Annotated in this window: 21 protein-coding genes; 10 read left to right on the forward strand and 11 right to left on the reverse strand. The window is 60.5% G+C overall.

Annotated elements, in window-relative coordinates:
- Positions 1-19 precede the first annotated feature (19 nt).
- A complete protein-coding gene (locus tag AC07V0_RS12110; RefSeq protein ID WP_018928681.1) occupies positions 20-343 on the forward strand; it encodes a multidrug transporter in 324 nt (107 codons plus the stop codon).
- A 57-nt stretch (positions 344-400) separates the two neighbouring features.
- Here the strand turns inward: AC07V0_RS12110 and AC07V0_RS12115 are convergent, their stop codons facing one another.
- From AC07V0_RS12115 to AC07V0_RS12135, 5 genes are all read right to left on the reverse strand, one after another.
- Positions 401-652, reverse strand: a complete 252-nt coding sequence (locus AC07V0_RS12115) for a YfhL family 4Fe-4S dicluster ferredoxin (RefSeq protein WP_003195146.1) — start codon at positions 650-652, stop codon at positions 401-403.
- Positions 653-775: 123 nt separating this feature from the next.
- Positions 776-1,255, reverse strand: coding sequence for a pantetheine-phosphate adenylyltransferase (gene coaD, locus AC07V0_RS12120; RefSeq protein WP_007939322.1), 480 nt, complete (start codon positions 1,253-1,255; stop codon positions 776-778).
- A 115-nt stretch (positions 1,256-1,370) separates the two neighbouring features.
- Entirely contained in the window at positions 1,371-2,966 is a 1,596-nt protein-coding gene (locus AC07V0_RS12125; protein WP_086944399.1) for a GMC family oxidoreductase, read from the reverse strand.
- 73 nt (positions 2,967-3,039) lie between these two features.
- On the reverse strand, positions 3,040-3,585 hold the full coding sequence (locus tag AC07V0_RS12130) for a twin-arginine translocation pathway signal protein (RefSeq protein ID WP_086944400.1): 546 nt from the start codon (positions 3,583-3,585) through the stop codon (positions 3,040-3,042).
- A gap of 28 nt (positions 3,586-3,613) precedes the next feature.
- Entirely contained in the window at positions 3,614-5,044 is a 1,431-nt protein-coding gene (locus tag AC07V0_RS12135; RefSeq protein ID WP_086944401.1) for a coniferyl aldehyde dehydrogenase, read from the reverse strand.
- A 146-nt stretch (positions 5,045-5,190) separates the two neighbouring features.
- On the opposite strand from AC07V0_RS12135, the gene AC07V0_RS12140 reads away from it, so the two are divergent.
- Positions 5,191-5,862, forward strand: coding sequence for a TetR/AcrR family transcriptional regulator (locus AC07V0_RS12140; RefSeq protein WP_018928685.1), 672 nt, complete (start codon positions 5,191-5,193; stop codon positions 5,860-5,862).
- A 33-nt stretch (positions 5,863-5,895) separates the two neighbouring features.
- Positions 5,896-6,750 (forward strand): sulfurtransferase, encoded by an 855-nt coding sequence (locus AC07V0_RS12145; RefSeq protein ID WP_086944402.1) that lies wholly within the window; start codon positions 5,896-5,898, stop codon positions 6,748-6,750.
- 51 nt (positions 6,751-6,801) lie between these two features.
- On the opposite strand, the gene AC07V0_RS12150 is transcribed toward AC07V0_RS12145, so the two are convergent.
- From AC07V0_RS12150 to AC07V0_RS12170, 5 genes are all read right to left on the reverse strand, one after another.
- Positions 6,802-7,644: an AraC family transcriptional regulator gene (locus AC07V0_RS12150; protein ID WP_018928687.1), complete on the reverse strand. Its 843-nt coding sequence runs from the start codon at positions 7,642-7,644 to the stop codon at positions 6,802-6,804.
- Between the two features lie 3 nt (positions 7,645-7,647).
- Positions 7,648-8,658, reverse strand: a complete 1,011-nt coding sequence (locus AC07V0_RS12155) for a hydrolase (RefSeq protein WP_018928688.1) — start codon at positions 8,656-8,658, stop codon at positions 7,648-7,650.
- Between the two features lie 73 nt (positions 8,659-8,731).
- A complete protein-coding gene (gene rsmD / locus AC07V0_RS12160) occupies positions 8,732-9,343 on the reverse strand; it encodes a 16S rRNA (guanine(966)-N(2))-methyltransferase RsmD (RefSeq protein WP_018928689.1) in 612 nt (203 codons plus the stop codon).
- Positions 9,343-10,833, reverse strand: coding sequence for a M16 family metallopeptidase (locus tag AC07V0_RS12165; protein WP_018928690.1), 1,491 nt, complete (start codon positions 10,831-10,833; stop codon positions 9,343-9,345). Before AC07V0_RS12165 ends, rsmD begins: the two co-directional genes overlap by 1 nt.
- Positions 10,826-12,181, reverse strand: a complete 1,356-nt coding sequence (locus AC07V0_RS12170) for a M16 family metallopeptidase (protein WP_018928691.1) — start codon at positions 12,179-12,181, stop codon at positions 10,826-10,828. The genes AC07V0_RS12165 and AC07V0_RS12170 overlap by 8 nt, the downstream gene beginning before the upstream one ends.
- Positions 12,182-12,526: 345 nt before the next feature.
- On the opposite strand from AC07V0_RS12170, the gene ftsY reads away from it, so the two are divergent.
- From ftsY to rpoH, 4 genes are all read left to right on the forward strand, one after another.
- Positions 12,527-14,050, forward strand: a complete 1,524-nt coding sequence (gene ftsY / locus AC07V0_RS12175) for a signal recognition particle-docking protein FtsY (RefSeq protein ID WP_192350802.1) — start codon at positions 12,527-12,529, stop codon at positions 14,048-14,050.
- Complete coding sequence (gene ftsE, locus AC07V0_RS12180; protein WP_018928694.1) at positions 14,047-14,718, forward strand: cell division ATP-binding protein FtsE; 672 nt, start codon at positions 14,047-14,049, stop codon at positions 14,716-14,718. Before ftsY ends, ftsE begins: the two co-directional genes overlap by 4 nt.
- Positions 14,715-15,740 carry a permease-like cell division protein FtsX gene (gene ftsX / locus AC07V0_RS12185; protein WP_018928695.1) on the forward strand — a complete coding sequence of 342 codons (1,026 nt, stop codon included), beginning with the start codon at positions 14,715-14,717 and terminating at the stop codon, positions 15,738-15,740. The genes ftsE and ftsX overlap by 4 nt, the downstream gene beginning before the upstream one ends.
- Positions 15,741-15,853: 113 nt before the next feature.
- Positions 15,854-16,708 carry an RNA polymerase sigma factor RpoH gene (rpoH, locus tag AC07V0_RS12190; protein WP_007897890.1) on the forward strand — a complete coding sequence of 285 codons (855 nt, stop codon included), beginning with the start codon at positions 15,854-15,856 and terminating at the stop codon, positions 16,706-16,708.
- Between the two features lie 99 nt (positions 16,709-16,807).
- Here rpoH and mtgA read toward each other — a convergent pair whose 3' ends face one another.
- On the reverse strand, positions 16,808-17,530 hold the full coding sequence (gene mtgA, locus AC07V0_RS12195; RefSeq protein WP_086944404.1) for a monofunctional biosynthetic peptidoglycan transglycosylase: 723 nt from the start codon (positions 17,528-17,530) through the stop codon (positions 16,808-16,810).
- Between the two features lie 74 nt (positions 17,531-17,604).
- On the opposite strand from mtgA, the gene AC07V0_RS12200 reads away from it, so the two are divergent.
- The 3 genes from AC07V0_RS12200 to AC07V0_RS12210 all read left to right on the forward strand — a co-directional run bounded on the left by AC07V0_RS12200 (position 17,605) and on the right by AC07V0_RS12210 (position 19,125).
- On the forward strand, positions 17,605-17,976 hold the full coding sequence (locus AC07V0_RS12200) for a DUF423 domain-containing protein (protein WP_019580607.1): 372 nt from the start codon (positions 17,605-17,607) through the stop codon (positions 17,974-17,976).
- Between the two features lie 90 nt (positions 17,977-18,066).
- Positions 18,067-18,267, forward strand: coding sequence for a sulfur carrier protein ThiS (thiS, locus tag AC07V0_RS12205; protein ID WP_007897898.1), 201 nt, complete (start codon positions 18,067-18,069; stop codon positions 18,265-18,267).
- 63 nt (positions 18,268-18,330) lie between these two features.
- Positions 18,331-19,125 (forward strand): thiazole synthase, encoded by a 795-nt coding sequence (locus AC07V0_RS12210; protein WP_007939343.1) that lies wholly within the window; start codon positions 18,331-18,333, stop codon positions 19,123-19,125.

Raw genomic sequence — 19,125 nt, forward strand, 5'->3', positions numbered from 1 at the left:
CTAGCCGAAGGACCGTGCCATGAATCTGTTTCGAACCTTTGTCGTCACGCTGCTGCTGAGCATCGCTGCGCCCACGCTGGCTACTGAGAACGGCAGCGGCGACCCGCGTTACACCATCCAGAATCCACCGGCCTACGCCATGCTTGGCGATCTGCTGATTGCCCGACCGTTGCTGGTGGTGGCGACAGTGATCGGTGCCGGGGCGTTTGTGGTGTCGCTGCCATTTACCGCGCTGGGCGGCGGCATTGGCGATGCAGGGCAGGCGCTGGTGGTCGACCCGGCGAAAGCGGCGTTTGTGCGGTGTCTGGGGTGCGTCGGGGAAGGGTTTGAGCAGCGGGAGTGAGGCATAAAAAAGATCGTCCGAAGGTTCGGGCCGCCTTCGGACGATCTTTCCAGGCTTTCAAGCCTTACCGGTAATCTTCCGGTACTTCTCCATCAACTGTTCTTCAGTTTCCGGATGGGCCTCGTCCAGTGGAATGCAATCCACAGGGCAGACCTGCTGGCACTGCGGTTCGTCGTAGTGGCCGACACATTGCGTGCACAGGTTCGGGTCGATCACGTAGATCTCTTCGCCCTGGGAAATGGCGGCGTTCGGGCACTCGGGTTCGCAGACGTCGCAGTTGATGCAATCGTCGGTGATGATCAGGGACATGCTAACTCCAGCCGGGGCGGCAGGCCCTGGCGCAATAAACCAATGCGCACAATTGTGCCGCATTGGCGCCCGCAGTGCACGCGGGCGCGATCAAGTGCAGCAGATCGCAGCCTTCGGCAGCGCCTACTTTTTGAAGCGTTCGGTGAGGGCATCGGCCACCACCGGGTGGACGAACTTGGTGATATCGCCGCCCAGGGCCGCGATTTCACGGACCAGTGTCGAGGAAATGAACGAATAACGCTCGGACGGGGTAAGAAACAGGCTTTCCACATCCGGTGCCAGTTGGCGGTTCATATTGGCCAGCTGGAATTCATATTCGAAGTCCGACACCGCGCGCAAACCACGCAGGAACACATTGGCGTTCTGCTCTTTGGCGAAATGCGCGAGCAGCGTCGAGAAGCCGACGACTTCAACGTTCGGCAAATGTTTGGTGACCTCGCGGGCCAGCTCCACACGTTGTTCCAAGGGAAACAGCGGGTTTTTCTTCGGGCTGGCGGCGACGGCGATGATCACGTGATCGAACAGGCGCGAGGCGCGTTCGACCAGATCGCCATGGCCCTTGGTAATAGGGTCGAAGGTACCTGGGTACAACACTCGGTTCATCGCGTCGTCCTGGCGGGAGTCCGTTGGGGAGTCGGATGGTATCGCAGCCTTCCCGGTCGGCCAAGTCGCCTGTTGGGTAAGAAAGCACTATAGACGATGGGAATATTCCTCGTTTTCATGGGTTTTTCAAACGCTGGGCCAGTGAATTCGCCAGTTGTGCCGTCAGTCCGTAGACCGACAATTGTGGGTTTGCACCAATGCTGGTGGGGAATAGCGAGCCGTCGTGAATCGATAGATTGTGCAGTTGGTGATGTCGGCCGAGGCTATCGGTCACGGCGTTTTTCGGGTCTTCACCCATGGCACAACCGCCCATTACATGAGCACTGCCCAGGCGCGTGCGATACAGCTCAAGGCTCAATCCATCGATCAAGGCACGCGCTTCGGTGAGGGTTCTGACGTAACGGGCGTCGGCATGCATCGGCATCACGGCGTTGGCGCCACCGGCGAACTGGATCTCGGCCATGCTATGGAACGCCCGACGCAACCCGTCCCAGGCATACGATGAAACCTGATAGTCGAGCACCGGCGTGCCGTCACTGCGCAATTCGACATTGCCGCCGGGGCTGTCCGGGTGAAAGCCGTCTCGCAGCAATGCCAGCATGGCGTGGGTATGCGGAAGGTTTTCCATGTGCCGGGCGTTTTCCGTGCCGAAGCCACCGAGCAGGGTGGTGGCCAGCGCCGGGTGCAGCGGTGGGACCTCCAATTTGTAGGACATCTTGCCGGTGATGCCGTCCTGCCACTGGAAATGGTCGGAATAAATCGACTGCGGCGCGCCGTAGAACGGGTTGATCACCTCGTCGAACAGCCCGGCGGACATGTTGACCAAATGCAGGAACGTCCGTTTTCCCAGTCGCTCATGGGGATCCGGCGCCTCTGAACGCAATAGCAGCGCCGGGCTGTTGATCCCGCCGCCGGCCAGCACGTAATGCCGTGCCTTGACCGTGATTGTGCGTCCGGTAGGGGCAACGCAACGCTCATCCATCGCCACACAGTGCAGACCCGTGACCCTGGCGTCCTTGATCGACAACTTTTCAGCGCGGGCTAGATAGAGCAGCTCGCCACCTTTTTCCAGGGTCGCCGGGATGGTCGTGACCAGCATCGATTGTTTGGCGTTGGTCGGGCAACCCATGCCGCAGTAGCCGATGTTCCAGCAGCCGCGCACGTTGCGCGGGATCACATGCCAGGCGTAGCCGAGTTTTTCGCAGCCTTTGCGGATGACGTCGTTGTTGGCGTTGGGCGGCACTAGCCACGGGGCGACGCCCAGGCGTTGTTCCATTTTCTCGAACCAGGGCGCCATCTCGGCCGGTGTGTGGCCTACGACGTCATGTTCTTTGGCCCAGTGTTCGAGCGTCTGATCCGGGGTGCGAAAGCTCGAAGTCCAGTTGATCAGCGTGGTACCGCCCACCGCCCGGCCCTGGAGGATGGTGATCGCACCGTCCTTGCTCATGCGCCCGATGCCTTCCTGATAGAGGCTGGTGTAGGCCTGATCTTCGAGCATCTTGAAGTCGCTGCTGGTCTTGAGTGGGCCTTCTTCGATGAGCAAGACCTTGTAGCCTGCGGCGCTGAGGATTTCGGCGGTGGTTCCGCCGCCGGCACCGCTGCCGATGATCGCCACATCCGCTTCGAGGGTCAGGTCCTGGGGCAATTGCGAACCGTTATAGGTTTTCCAGCCACGGGCCAGGCCTTCGCGAAACGGATCGGGTACGGGCATGTTCGGGTTCTCTTGTTGTTATGTTTTGGGTGCGATGGTGAGGCGGCTTGCCCGCGAAAGGGACGCCACGGTTTCAGACCGTAGGCGGCCCCGGATACCCACAATGCGCCCAAGACTCCGCCCGGCTGTACCACGCCATCATCACCATTTGCAGCAACGAGCTATGGCCCATGCGCAGCAGGCTCAACGAGCTGTTTTCCCAACGGTCGAGAAAATGTCGGATGGCTTCGCTGCTGGCGTTTTCCCAGCTGCCCCAGATCCCGGTCAGTGGGCCGCGGGTGATGCTCATCCCCAGCGCATCGAACAATTGTCGGGTCAGCTTGAGCATTTCCGGCGACAGGTGATCGAGGCTGTAATCCAGGCTTTTGAGGGTGCCTTCGACGGCGGCCGGCATTTTCTCGACGGCCAAGGCTCCGTCGAGCATCACCGGGATCAGTGCCCGCAGAAACAACAGGTCACCGCTGCGCAGAGTCGCGAAACCGCTGGCCGCCGTGCTCGACGAGCAGCCGCTGAGGCTCGCGCCGAATCCGGCTGTGGCCAGAAAGGCGCTGGCGCCCAGGCTGAATTTAAGCAGGCCGCGCCGTGACAGCGCGGGTGTGTCGGACAGGCTTGGGCTCATTATTGTTATTACCCGGCGGTGTTGATCGTTAGCGGATAAACAGCTTCTGGATCAGTTTCTGAATGGATTTGCCGTACGGCGGATAGATCAGCTTCGCCGCGTTGAAGCGCTGTTTGATCAGCACGCCCTTGGCCTTGCTGAAGGTCAGGAAACCCTCATGGCCGTGGTAGTGGCCCATGCCCGAGGCGCCGATGCCGCCGAACGGCATGTCGTCCTGGGCAACGTGCAGCAAGGTGTCATTGAGGCATACGCCGCCGGAATGGGTTTCGTGGAGAACGCGGTTTTGCTCGCGCTTGTCGTAGCCGAAGTAATACAGCGCCAGCGGACGAGGCCGTTGGTTGATGTAGGCAAATGCTTCATCGAGATCCTTGTAGGGGACGATCGGCAACAGCGGGCCGAAAATTTCGTCCTGCATCACCGTCATGTCGTCGCTGACGTTGAGCAGCAGGCTATGACCCATGCGCCGGCCCTGGCCCTGATCGAACAGCGGAATCAGCAGCGCGCCCTTGCTGGTAGCGTCGCTGAGGTAACCGTTGAGCCGCGCCAGTTGTCGGTCATTGATGATGGCGGTGTAGTCCGGATTGTCGGACAGGGTCGGATAAAACCCGCGAATTGCCTGGCGATAGGCTTCGACGAAGGAGCCGACGCGGTCTTCCGGCACCAGCACGTAGTCCGGGGCGACACAGGTTTGCCCGGCGTTGAGGGTCTTGCCGAAAGCGATGCGTTCGGCGGCATCCTTGAGCGGCACATCGCGGGAAACGATGGCCGGGGACTTGCCGCCCAGTTCGAGGGTCACTGGAGTCAGGTTCTCGGCGGCTGCGCGCATCACGTGTTTGCCGATGCTGGTGGCGCCGGTGAACAGCAGGTGATCGAAGCGCAACCGGGAGAACGCCACGCCGATGTCGGCCTCGCCGAGCACCACGCAGACCAGGTCTTGAGGGAATATCCGCCCCAGCAATTCCTTGAGCAGCAAACCGGTGGCGGGGGTCGATTCGCTGAGTTTGAGCATCACCCGGTTACCCGCCGACAGCGCCCCCACCAGTGGCCCGATGGCCAGATACAACGGGTAGTTCCACGGCACGATCACCCCGACTACGCCCAGCGGTTGATAAACGACTTTGGCCGAGGCGGGTTGAAAGGCGATGCCGACTTTACGCCGCGAGGCCTTCATCCAGCTTTTGAGGTGTTGGCTGGCGTAGTGAATACCATGCAGACTGGGCATCAATTCGGCGAGCAAGGTTTCGTCGGCGCTGCGGTGGCTGAAATCCTGGCTGATGGCGTCGATCAAGGCCTGGCGCTCATTGCTCAACAGGTCCCGCAATGCCTTTAGCCATTGTTGGCGCTGAGCTGCCGGCGGCATCGGGTTGCCTGTATACGCAGCGCGTTGAGCATCGAACAGGGTTTGGAGCTCGTCCAGAGGCTGCTGCAAGTTCTTCAGGTAGGCGATGTCAGCAGGCATGGTCGGCTCCGGATTTATTGTAATGAGGGGATTTTTAGAGTCAGTACTCTAAAAAGTCAAATGACATCCTGACGCAGCTTTGTTTTATCCACCCGCGGATAGGTCGTAAGATGCCCGTCACCGCACTCTGAATTAAAGCTCAAGCCATGGCCCCTCGGATCAAAACCAGCGAGCGCATCGTGCAGAACAGCCTGGAGCTGTTCAATCAGCAGGGCGAGCGCAGCATCAGCACCAACCACATTGCTGCCCACATGGAGATTTCTCCGGGCAACCTGTACTACCACTTCCCCAACAAGCAGGCGATCATCGCTGTGCTGTTCAGTGAGTACGAAAGCCTGGTGGACAGCTTCCTGCGCCCACCCCAGGGCCGCGCCGCGACGGTCGAAGACAAGCGCTTCTACCTCAAGGAATTGCTCGCCGCCATGTGGCGTTACCGTTTTTTGCATCGCGACCTCGAGCACTTGCTCGACAGCGATCCCGAGCTGGCCGCCCGTTACCGGCGCTTTTCCCAGCGCTGCCTGATCCAGGGCACCGCCATTTACGAAGGGTTCGTCGCCGCTGGCATCCTGAACATGGATAAGGTTCAGATCGAGTCCCTGACGCTGAACGCCTGGATCATCCTCACGTCGTGGGTGCGGTTTCTGTGCACCACGCGGGAAAACTCCAACCACTTGAGCGAACAGGCTATTAAGCGCGGCGTGTATCAGGTGTTGGTGCTTGAGGCCGGGTTCGTCACCGATCAATCGCGCGACGCGGTAAATGCGCTGTTCGACGAATTTTACGTGCCACTGGCCCAGGCGCTGGAAGAAGTGCATTAGGATTCAAGACTGACAACATCACAGGAGCCCGTTATGCCCATTGCGCAACTGATCAGCCCGCAAGCGTTGGACCTGAAAAAGGAGACCCCGGGGCTGGTGATTCTGGATTGTCGTTTTGCCCTCGAAGACCCGGATTATGGTCAGCGCAGTTATGCCGAAGGGCATATTGCCGGGTCGAGTTTTGCCGATCTCGAGCGTGATCTGAGCGGGGCGGTGGTCAAGGGGGTTACCGGGCGTCATCCGTTGCCTGAACCCGAAAAGCTGATCGAGCGCCTGCAAGCCTGGGGCATCAATGCCGACAGCGAAGTGGTTTTGTACGATGACGGTCCAGGCGCCTACGCGGCGCGGGCCTGGTGGTTGCTGGCCTGGCTGGGCAAGCGCGACGGTGTGTTCATTCTCGATGGCGGGCTGAAAGCCTGGCATGCCGCCGGATTACCCCTGAGTCTTGATCCGCCGTCGATCAATCGCGGCACCTTCACCGGGACGCCGGATGCTTCGCTGGTGCTCAGCGCCAAACAGCTCCAGAAACGTCTCGGCCAGCCCGCGTTGACCTTGCTCGACGCCCGCGCCCTGCCGCGCTTCAAGGGCGAAGTGGAACCGATCGATCCGATTGCCGGGCACATTCCCGGCGCACAATGCGCCGCGTTCACCGAAAACCTGGGCAGCGACGGACGTTTTCTGCCCGCCGATCAGCTCAAGCAGCGGTTTGCCGCGAAGCTCGGTGATCGTTCGCCGACGGAGCTGGTCGCGTATTGCGGTTCCGGCGTGACGGCCTGCCACAACCTGTTCGCCCTGTGCCTGGCGGGTTATCCATTGGGGGCGTTGTATGCCGGTTCGTGGAGTGAGTGGATCAACGACCCTGCACGAGGCGTCGCCACCGGCGAGTAAGCGCAGAGCAGATGTGGGAGCGGGCCTGCTCCCACATTTGGATCTTCGTTGTCATCTATGGTCGGGCAATTGCCGCGCGCTGCGATACGCTCCCGGTCCAACGCCATAAACCTGCTTGAATTGCCGACTCAGATGACTTTGGTCGGCAAAACCCAGTTGCGTCGCGACTTCCAGCGGCAGACAGCCGTCCTGTAACAACGCCCGTGCCCGAGCGATACGCTGCTGCATCAGCCAGGCGTGCGGCGGCATGCCGGTGGTGCGGCGGAACACCCGGGCGAAGTGGAAAGGGGACAGGTTCACCGTCGCCGCCAGTTCTTCCAGCGAGGGCGGCGCCGCCAATTGCGATTGCAGCCGTTCTTTGGCCAAGGTCACCGCGCGGTGTTCCTTGCCGGGTTTGCCGGCGATCGGGACAGCTGCGTGGCGTTGCAACAGCGACAACATCATTTCCCGCCAGACCGTTTGCTGCTGCAGGGCCGTGGACGGACTTTCCAGCAGTCGATGCAGTTGGCAGAACCCCCTCACCAGATCCGGGTCGCGGTACAGCGTGGCGCCAAACACCGGCAAGGTGTCGCTCGGCAGTTCAAGCTCTTCCAGCAGCGAGAGAATTTGCCCGCTGTCGGGATAAAACGCCCGGTACAACCAACCGTCTTCCGTACCTTTGTGGCCGGTGTGCAGTTCGTCCGGATTGATCAGCACCAGCGTGCCGCTGCCCGCCAGATGCTCGGCACCGCGATAGCGATAACGCTGGGCGCCGGCCATGATCATGCCGATCACATAGCCGTCATGCACATGCGGGGCGAAACGGTGTTCGATGTAGCGCGCAGACAACAACTCGACCCCGGCCAGCGGTGCCGTTTGCCAGAAGTGGATCGACTCGCCCTGATCGACTTCCACTGGTTACTTGCGTCCTGTGGCGGCCAGCCATTGGGGAATGCGCCGTTCCAGGTAGTAACCCGGTTGCCTGAACGAACCCTCGACGAAACCGACATGCCCGCCCTTGGCCTGCAGCTCGAATTGAGTGCTGGCGGACAATTCGTCGGCTTGCGGCAGGCTATGCGGAAACACAAACGGATCGTCAGCCGCCTGGATAATCAGGGTCGGCGTGCGAATCTCTCCAAGGAAATAACGACTCGAAGCGCGACGATAGTAATCCGCGGCATCGGCGAAACCATTGAGCGGTGCGGTGACCCGGCCGTCGAAATCCCAGAAGGTACGCAAGTTCTCCAAAGAGCCCAGCGCCTCCAATGCCGCCAGGCCATCCTCATGTCCCTCATGCTGGAATCTGCGTTGCTTGTTCTTGATGTAGGCGACCATCTCTCGCATGAAATGCGCTTGGTAGAACTGGGAAAAACCCTGGCTGATACGATCGGCACAGTGATCGAGGCGAAACGGCACCGACACTGCCACCGCACCGAGTACACCGCTGTTGCTGCCGGTTTCACCCAGATGCTTGAGCAACACGTTACCGCCCATGGAATAACCGACCGCATACAGCGGCGCGAGGGGGCGTTGGGTGCGCAGGTGCCTGATGGTTTCGGCCAAGTCTTCACTGGCCCCGGAATGGTAGCTGCGCGGCAACAGATTGGGCTCGCCGGAGCAGCCTCGCCAGTTCAACGCGACGCTGGCCCAACCCTGGGCACCCAACGCTTTCTGCATGCCGGCCACATAAGGCGAATTCGACGAGCCGGTCAGGCCGTGCAATACCAGCACCAACGGTGCATTCGCGCTGTGTGGGCCGTGCCAGTCCAGGTCAAGGAAATCGCCATCTTCAAGCCACAATCGCTCGCGCTCACGCTCGATATGTGTGGTTTTGCGCCATAGCGGTCCCCACAAGGTTTGTAAGTGCGGATTACCCAGGCCGTAGGCGGGCGTGAAGGCAGGGGTGAAACGTTCTGGCAGATGGGACACGATTGCTCTCGATGCTGCGGCGCGTACCCGCAGCGTTAGCTGACTGAGCTTCGCACCGTTTTCTCAGGCCGGACTAGCCGGCGATCCCTGCCATACGTTGCCACAACGCGTAGTACACACGTCCCGATTTTTGCTCCCGATGCAGGCGCCAATTTTCTGGCAAACCCAATATCGACGGTGCGCTTTCGCTTTCAGTGTAGACCCACGCATCGTCGGCCAGCCAATGACGTTCTTCGAGCAGAGTGCAAACCACAGGCAACAGATTCTGATTGAACGGCGGGTCGAGGAATACCAGGTCGAACGCCGTGGCCGGTTGGGTTTCCAGATAGCGCAAGGCGTCGGCAGTCTGTACCTGGCCGTTGGTGCAGCGCAGGGTGCCCAGATGTTCTTTCAGGCTGGACACCGCGATGTTGCTGGCGTCCAGCGCCTGGCCCATGGCGGCGCCACGGGACAAGGCTTCCAGGAACAGCGCGCCGCTGCCGGCAAACGGATCGAGTACCTTGGCCCCGGCGACGTAAGGCGCGAGCCAGTTGAACAGGGTTTCCCGCACCCGGTCCGGCGTCGGGCGCAGGCCCGGAGCATCCGGGAAGCTCAGCTTTCGGCTGCGCCATTCGCCACCGATGATGCGCAGTTGGTTCACACCGTTATGCACGTTATGGACAGGTTTTTTTGGGCGAGTGGCCATTAATGCTCCGGAACCCCGAGCGGCTGCTCGGCAGGTTTGTCAGTAGGGGCCGGCAACGGCTTTTGTGGCACGGTCGGGCCAGCGCTGACGATGACCAGTTTATCCGTGCTCAGGTGTTTGTTCAGTGCGGCTTTGACTTGCTCGACGGTCAGGCTCTGGGACTGTTGCATGAAGTCTTCCAGGTAGCTCAGCGGCAAGTTGTAAAAGCCCATGGCGCCGAGCTGACCGACGATATCGGCGTTGCTGGCGGTGGACAGCGGGAAGCTGCCGGCCAGTTCACGCTTGGCGTCGTCGAGTTCTTTCTCGGTGGGGCCGGTCTTAAGGTAGTCGGCGAGCACATCCTGCACCAGTTTCAGGGTGCCTTCGCTCATTTCGGCGCGGGTTTGCAGGTTGATCATGAACGGGCCGCGAGCCTGCATCGGGCTGAAACCCGAATACACGCCATACGACAAGCCACGCTTCTCGCGCACTTCGCTCATCAGCCGGGTGCCGAAACCGCCGCCGCCAAGAATCTGGTTGCCCATGGACAGCGCTGCGTAATCCGGATCGTCACGGTCGATACCCAGTTGCGCGATCATCAGGTTGGTCTGTTTGGACGGAAACTCAATGTGGCCGATGCTGGGCTTGGGGTCGGTCGGTTGTTCGATTTTCGCCAGGGCCGGGCCTTTGGGCAGGTCGGCGGACACTTGTGCGGCAACTGCCTCTGCCTCGGCACGCGACAGGTCGCCTACCAGCGCAATCACCACGTTGCCGGCGGCGTAGGCTTTCTGATGGAAGGCTCGCAACTGCGCCAGGGTAATCGGGGGAATACTCTTGGCTGTGCCGTCGCTGGAGTGTGCGTACGGATGATCGCCGTACAAACGGTTCATCAGCTCCAGGCTGGCGAGTTTGCCGGGGTTCTGTTTCTGGTATTCGAAGCCGGCGAGCATCTGGTTCTTGATGCGCGCAAACGAGTCGGCGGGGAAGGTCGGCTTGCCGACGACTTCAGCGAACAGCTTCAAGGCAGGCTCGCGCTTGTCCACGGCACTGAGGCTGCGCAGGGAGGCAAGCGCCATGTCCTTGTACGCGCCGTTGCTGAAGTCGGCGCCCAATCCTTCGAAGCCCTGAGCGATGGCGCCGACATCTTTGCCGGCCACACCTTCGTTGAGCATGGCGTTGGTCAGCAATGCCAGGCCGGGTGCATCACCGTCCTGGCTGCTGCCGGCGGCGAAGATCAGGCGCATGTCGAACATCGGCAGTTCACGGGCTTCAACGAACAATACCTTGGCGCCTTCGGCGGTATTCCAGGTCTGCACGTTCAGCGAGCGATGGCTTGGGGCCTTGCCGTCGAGTTCGGCCAGCGATTGCAGCTTTTGGCTGGACTTGGCCTTGTCGAGGGCTTCGCTGGCGTTGGACTCGTCGGGTTTTGACAGATAGAAGGCGGCAGACCCGATCAGTGCAACAGCGATCAGGCCGATCAGGGCCAGACGCGACTTTTTACGCTCACTCATGAGTCGTCTCCTGTGGCAGTACATGGGCGACGCTGAGACGTTCGCGGGTGAAATACAGCTTGGCGGCCTTCTGGATATCTTGCGGGGTCACGCTTTCCAGGTCGGCGAGTTCGGTGTCCATCAGTTTCCAGGACAGGCCGACGGTTTCCAACTGACCGATGGCGGTGGCCTGGCTGGTGATCGAGTCACGCTCAAAAACCAGGCCGGCAATGACCTGCGCTCGTACCCGCTCCAGTTCTTCAGCGGATGGCGCGGTGGTTTTCAGTTGTTCGAGCAGTTTCCACAGGCCGGCTTCGGCCTGGGCCATGGTTTTATTTTTCTGGGTGTTCGGCGAAGCCGACAAGGTGAACAGGCTGTCGCCACGGGTATAGGCGTCGTAGCTCGACGACCCGCCGGACACCAGCTCTTCGCCGCGTTCCAGTTGCGTCGGGATGCGGCCGCTGTAGCCGCCGTCAAGCAGGGCGGAAATCAAGCGCAGGGCGTTCACCGAGCGTTTGTCTTCGGCGGTGGCAATGCTCGGCACGTTGAAGGCCAGCATCAGGCTCGGCAATTGGGTCTGCACATGCAGGGTGATCTTGCGTTCGCCGGGCTCAGCCAGCTCCAGCGGGATTTTCGCCGGTGGCACGTCGCGCTTGGCGATCGGGCCGAAGTAACGCTGGGCCAGGGTTTTGACTTCGTCCGGGGTCACATCGCCGACCACCACCAGAGTGGCGTTGTTCGGCACATACCAGGACTGGTACCAATGGCGCAGTTCTTCGACTTTCATGCGGTCGAGGTCGGCCATCCAGCCGATGGTCGGCGTGTGGTAACCGCTGGCGGGGTAGGCCATGGCCATGAAACGTTCGTAGGCCTTGGACATCGGCTTGTCGTCGGTGCGCAGGCGACGCTCTTCTTTGATCACCTCGATTTCGCGGGTGAACTCGTCGGCCGGCAGGCGCAGGTTGGCCATGCGGTCGGCTTCCAGTTCGAAGGCCACGCCCAGACGGTCGCGGGCCAGCACCTGGTAATACGCGGTGAAGTCGTCGCTGGTGAAGGCGTTCTCCTCGGCGCCGAGGTCACGCAGGATCAGCGAGGCTTCGCCGGGGCCGACTTTCTCGCTGCCCTTGAACATCATGTGTTCCAGTGCGTGGGACAACCCGGTCTGGCCCGGGGTCTCGTAGCTGGAGCCGACCTTGTACCAGATCTGGGAAACGACGACCGGCGCACGATGGTCTTCGCGCACGACAACCTTCAGGCCGTTGTCGAGGGTGAATTCGTGGGTCGGTTGTGGATCGGCAGCCAGGGCCGAGAGGGGCAGACAAACTGTGCTGAGCAGCAGGCCTGCAGCGCGGCGGGCTAGAGCATTCATTCGTTTTTAAACCTGTTGGGCTGCCCGCTTGGTCTTAGCGTCGGCGGGCGAGAGGGTGCTAGGATACTGATCCGTTTTACTGGCGGCCACGCCTATCAAGCCTTTGATCGGCTTGCAGGTTGTATGGGTTACCGGCAGAAGCTTTGAGTTTGTCAGCTAAACTCTGCGTTTTCGCCGACGATGCCGTTCCAGTCCTTCGTATTAGTCGACCTTTGAGGCGCCGTTGGCTCCTCGACAAAATGTTGCGCGTGAACAAGCTGGATGAATCGCAGTCTGTTCAGCATCGAATTATTTATTTGCCGAGGCGCCTTTTGGCGCGTCGCTACCGTGAGATAGCCGTCCTCCATGTTTGGTTCCAACGACGACAAGAAGACCCCAGCTGCGGCTGGTGAGAAGAAAAGCCTGTTCGGATGGCTGCGCAAAAAGCCGCAGGAACCCGTTGTCGAACAGCCACAGCCACTTTCTGAGCCAACCCCGGCACCGGTTATAGAGCAAAAGCCTGCGCCGATTGCCGAGCCGGTGCTGCAACCTGCGGCCGCGCTCGTACCTGAAACCGAAGTCGCGGCCCCATTGCCGCTGACGCCAGTTGCCACGCCGTGGCTGACTTTGCCGGTAGCGGAAGAGCCGGTGGCGTTGGTTGAAGATGAGCAAGCGCCGCACATCACGCCACCGATTCCGGCCCCGACTGCGTTTGCGCCGGAGCCGGTTCGGGCGCCAGTGGTTGAGCCGGCAGTCGTTGCACCGGCAGCCGTTGCGCCCGTGTTCGTGGCCGAACCTGCTCCAGTGGTTCCAGAGCCGGCAGTGCCAGCATTTGTTGCTCCGGTTGCTCCGGTTGCTCCGGTTGCTCCAGCGCCTGCACCCGTCATCGCTCCTGTTGCCGCCACACCGGTTGCGCCCCTCGAAACTCCAGTCGAGCCTGTGCGTACCGAAGAGACCAAAGCCGGTTTCTTCGCCCGTCTCAAGCAAGGCCTGTCCAAGACCAGTGCCAGCATTGGCGAGGGCATGGCCAGCCTGTTCCTCGGCAAGAAAACCATTGATGACGAACTGCTCGAAGACATCGAAACCCGTCTGCTGACCGCCGATGTCGGCGTCGAAGCGACGTCGGTGATCATTCAGCGCCTGACTCAGAAAGTCGCCCGCAAGGAGCTGGCCGATGCCGACGCGCTGTACAAATCCCTGCAAGCCGAATTGGCAGCGATGCTCAAACCGGTCGAGCAGCCGCTGAAAATCACCTCGCAGAACAAGCCGTTCGTGATTCTGGTGGTCGGCGTCAACGGTGCCGGCAAAACCACCACCATCGGCAAGCTGGCGAAGAAGCTGCAACTGGAAGGTAAGAAAGTCATGCTCGCCGCCGGTGACACCTTCCGCGCCGCAGCGGTCGAGCAACTGCAGGTCTGGGGCGAGCGCAACAAGATTCCGGTGATCGCCCAGCACACCGGCGCCGACTCGGCTTCGGTAATTTTCGACGCTGTGCAGGCCGCCAAGGCCCGTGGCATTGATGTGTTGATCGCCGACACCGCCGGTCGCCTGCACACCAAAGACAATTTGATGGAAGAGTTGAAGAAGGTTCGCCGGGTGATCGGCAAGCTCGATGCCGACGCGCCTCATGAGGTGCTGTTGGTGCTCGACGCCGGTACCGGCCAGAACGCCATCAACCAGGCCAAGCAATTCAACCAGACCGTCGAATTGACCGGCCTGGCGCTGACCAAACTCGACGGCACGGCCAAGGGTGGGGTGATTTTCGCCCTGGCCAAGCAGTTTGGCTTGCCGATCCGTTACATCGGCGTTGGTGAAGGCATCGACGATTTGCGTACTTTTGAAGCAGAACCCTTTGTCCAGGCATTGTTTGCCGAGCGGGAGCGTTCATGATTCGTTTCGAACAGGTCGGTAAACGCTACCCGAACGGTCACGTCGGCTTGCATGAGCTGAGCTTTCGAGTCCGTCGGGGCGAATTCTTGTTTGTCACCGGCCATTCCGGCGCCGGTAAAAGCACCTTGTTGCGGCTGTTGCTGGCCATGGAGCGTCCGACCACCGGCAAATTGCTGCTGGCCGGGCAAGACCTGAGCACCATCAGCAATGCGCAGATTCCGTTCCTGCGCCGACAGATCGGCGTGGTGTTCCAGAACCACCAGTTGCTGTTCGATCGCACGGTGTTCAATAACGTCGCGTTGCCGTTGCAGATCCTTGGCCTGTCCAAGGCCGAGGTCGTCAAGCGCGTGGACTCGGCCCTGGAGCGCGTGGCGCTCTCGGACAAAACCGATCTCTACCCTGGCGACCTGTCTACCGGCCAGCAACAGCGCGTCGGCATCGCTCGCGCCATCGTTCACCGCCCGGCCTTGCTGCTGGCGGATGAACCGACCGGTAACCTCGACCCGCGTCTGGCGGCAGAAATCATGGGCGTGTTCGAAGACATCAACCGTCTGGGCACCAGCGTGCTGATCGCCAGTCACGACCTGGCGCTGATTGCCCGCATGCGTCATCGCATGCTGACCCTGCAGCGTGGCCGATTGATCGGCGACGGGGAGGCTGGCGTATGAGTGCGACACGTAGCCCCAAGGTTTCCGAGCGTGTGGCCCCGAAGGCCGCCGACCCGCAACCACAGCAGAAGAAAAAACGCGACGATGACGATGGCCCGGATTTCGCCACGCTGTTCCGCGCCTGGATCGAAAGTCATCGCGCCAGTTTGCTGGACAGCTTGCGTCGCTTGGGCAAGCACCCGATCGGCAGCTTCTTCACCTGCATGGTGATGGCGGTGGCCCTGAGCTTGCCGATGGGTCTGTCACTTTTGCTGAATAACGTCGAGCGTCTCGGTGGCTCCTGGCAGCGTGCGGCGCAGATTTCCCTGTATCTGCAACTTGAGGCCAGCCCTGCCGAGGGTGAGTCGTTGCGTGAGCAGATCAAAGGCATGCCGGGCGTAGCGGATGCCGAATACGTGGGTCGCGATCAGGCGCTGGAAGAATTCCAGCAGCAGTCCGGTCTGGGCGAAGCCCTTAAGGAACTGCCGGAAAACCCGCTCCCGGGCGTGGTCCTGGTGACTCCGAAAGAGGTCGACAAGCCTGCGCTTGAAGCATTACGACAAAAACTTTCCGAGTTGCCGAAGGTACAACAGGCGCAACTTGATCTAGTCTGGGTCGAGCGTCTGGCGGCCATTCTCAAGCTGGGCGACCGTTTTGTCTTCGGTCTGACCGTGCTTTTGGTTTCTGCATTACTTTTGGTGATAGGCAATACCATTCGTCTTCATATTGAAAACCGCCGCACAGAGATAGAAGTGATTAAACTCGTCGGCGGCACGGACAGTTATGTGCGCAGGCCCTTTCTGTACATGGGCGCGCTATATGGCTTCGGTGCGGGGATTCTTTCCTGGGGCGTATTGGCGTTCGGCCTGAACTGGCTGAACGACGCGGTGGTTGGACTGGCCGGTTTGTACGGCAGTGATTTTGCGCTGGCCGGAGTGCCAGTTGCCGACGGTCTGTCGCTCTTGCTTGGCGCGGTGCTGTTGGGGTATATCGGTGCATGGATTGCAGTCGCACGCCACCTGCGGGAGCTTGCGCCAAAGTAATATCATTTTGCTCGTATTGACCTTTCAGCGTTTATGGGAACTTGTTTTTTGGTTTCCGGTCAATTTTCGCAGTGCTGAACTGCACGAGTTATGTAAGTCGGAGGTTTTTTCGTATGACCAATTCTTTGCAACCTGCATATGCTCTGGTCCCGGGTGCGAACCTGGAGGCCTATGTGCACACGGTGAACAGCATTCCATTGCTGACGCCGGAGCAGGAGCGTGAACTGGCCGAGAGTCTCTATTATGAGCAGGATTTGGGGGCGGCTCGGCAGATGGTGCTCGCCCACCTGCGTTTTGTCGTACACATTGCCCGTAGCTATTCCGGTTACGGCCTGGCCCAGGCTGACCTGATCCAGGAAGGCAACGTCGGCCTGATGAAAGCGGTCAAGCGTTTCAACCCGGAAATGGGTGTGCGCCTGGTGTCCTTTGCGGTGCACTGGATCAAGGCGGAAATCCACGAGTTCATCCTGCGCAACTGGCGGATCGTCAAAGTCGCGACCACCAAGGCTCAGCGCAAGCTGTTCTTCAACCTGCGCAGCCAGAAGAAACGTCTGGCCTGGCTGAACAACGAGGAAGTCCACCGTGTGGCGGAAAGCCTCGGCGTAGAGCCGCGGGAAGTGCGCGAGATGGAAAGTCGCCTGACCGGCCATGACATGGCCTTCGACCCGGCCGCGGAAGCGGACGACGACAGTGCCTTCCAATCGCCGGCCAACTACCTGGAAGACCACCGGTACGATCCGGCCCGTCAACTGGAAGATGCCGACTGGAGCGACAACTCCAACCACAACCTGCACGAAGCGCTTGAAGTGCTGGACGACCGCAGCCGCGACATTCTCTATCAGCGCTGGCTGGCAGAAGAAAAAGCCACGCTGCACGACCTGGCGCAGAAGTACAACGTGTCGGCCGAGCGTATTCGTCAGCTCGAGAAGAGCGCGATGAACAAGCTCAAGTTGTCGATCGCTGCGTAACTGCGGCAACGGCAATAAAAAACGCCCCGATCATTGATCGGGGCGTTTTTGTTTCTGCCCAATTTCCGGTTTAGCGTCGACTTTGTGGGATCTTCGGTGTCATTGAGCCCATGGCGCCCGGCGGGAATCGTTGAGGCCGACCAGATAGCTGTCCCCGCCCAACTGATTCATCTGCTGGCGAATCCACCCCGCCCGCCTTGCAACGTAAGAAGTCGGATGGCTGGCACTCCACACCCGCGGGTTCGGCAGTACCGCGGCCAACAAACTTGCCTGCTGCCGGGACAGCGAACCAGCGCCCACGCCAAAGTGATGCCGGGCCGCTGCTTCGGCGCCGAACACACCTTCATCCCACTCGACGCTATTAAGGTATACCTCAAGAATCCGCTGCTTGGGCCAGAACACTTCGATCAGCCCGGTAAACCAGGCTTCCAGGCCTTTACGCAGCCAGCTGCGGCCAGACCACAGAAACAGGTTTTTCGACACTTGCTGGCTCAGGGTGCTTGCGCCGCGAATCGAGCCGCCGCGCTCGTTATGTGCAAACGCCGCCTGAATCGCGCTGAAATCAAAGCCCCAATGCTCGGCAAACTTCTGGTCTTCACCGGCAATCACCGCGACTTTCAGGTCGTCGGAGATTTCATCCCAGGGTTTCCAGGTGCGTTGCAGATCGATGGGCTCGCCGTCGACCCAGGATTCGATCTTGCGCTCGACCATCAATGCCGTTCCCGGTGGCGGCACCACCCGAAACAGCAGAACCAGCAAAACACTGCCGACCGCGAACCAGAGCAGGGCCTTTGTGAAACGACGGAAAATTAACTGCAGCATAGAGATGGCTTGGCCGAACCCGTTGAGCCGGCCATTATACAGACCCTGCTGATCGAGTCTGACTGGAGTTCTTCATGCTGCGTGGCTTTCTGATGCTTGCCGCTTTCTTCGGATTCACCGGCGTTGCCTTGGGCGCATTCGCCGCCCACGGCCTGAAAAACCGCCTGACGCCTGAGTATTTGGCGATTTTCCACACGGGCGTCACTTATCAACTGGTGCATACCCTGGCGTTGCTGGGTGTTGCATTGCTGGCCACGCAGATTCCCGGTCGTCTGATTACCTGGGCCGGCGCGTCTTTTGCTCTCGGCATTGTGTTGTTTTCCGGCAGCCTGTACCTGCTGACGATGACCGGCGTCAGCAAGCTCGGGATCGTTACACCGTTCGGCGGCCTCGCGTTTCTGGTCGGCTGGGTTTGCCTGGGGCTAGCCGCCTGGCGGCTGAGCTGACCACGCAGTCCATTTCGTGACGAATGGCTTGGGTCGCCAAGTCTGATCGGGCTAGAATGCCAGCCCCTAAAAATGATGGCGGCATTCGGCATGCGCATTCAGTTGAACGGCGAATCCCTTGAACTGCCCGACGGTGAAACCGTTGCGGCCCTGCTGACCCGTCTGGAACTGACCGGGCGCCGGGTGGCGGTCGAGCTCAATCTGGATATCGTCCCGCGCAGCCAGCACGCTGAAACCACGCTGAACGACGGCGACTCGGTCGAAGTGGTACACGCCATCGGCGGCGGCTAGCCGCCCGGCCCGAGCGGCCACAGAATCATTGTGCAAGAACCTCACCCCAACAGAGGATTTCCCATGAGCATCGTTCGTAGCGACAAGCCCTTCGTCCTGGCCGGTCGTACTTACCAGTCGCGTTTGCTGGTAGGCACCGGCAAGTACCGTGACATGGAAGAAACCCGCCTGGCCATCGAGGCTTCGGGTGCCGAGATCGTCACCTTCGCCGTGCGCCGGACCAACCTCGGCCAGAACCCGGGCGAACCGAACCTGCTCGAAGTCCTGTCGCCGGATCGCTACACCTTCCTGCCGAACACTGCCGGTTGCTACGACGCCATTGAAGCCGTGCGCACCTGCCGCCTGGCCCGTGAGCTGCTCGACGGCCACAACCTGGTGAAGCTGGAAGTGCTGGCGGATCAGAAAACCCTGTTCCCCAACGTGATCGAAACCCTCAAGGCCGCCGAAGTGCTGGTCAAGGAAGGTTTCGACGTGATGGTGTACACCAGCGATGATCCGATCATTGCCCGTCAACTGGCGGAAATCGGCTGTATCGCGGTCATGCCGCTGGCTGGTCTGATCGGCTCGGGCCTGGGGATCTGCAACCCGTACAACCTGCAGATCATCCTCGAAGAGGCGAAAATTCCGGTGCTGGTGGATGCCGGTGTCGGTACTGCCTCCGACGCCACCATCGCCATGGAGCTGGGCTGTGAAGCGGTGCTGATGAACTCGGCCATCGCCCATGCCCAGCAGCCGATCATGATGGCTGAAGCCATGAAACACGCCATCGTGGCAGGTCGTCTGGCCTACCTCGCGGGCCGCATGCCGAAAAAACTATATGCCAGCGCCTCCTCGCCGCTGGATGGTCTGATCAAGTAA

The sequence above is a fragment of the Pseudomonas sp. GW821-FHT01E10 genome, assembly GCF_059422365.1.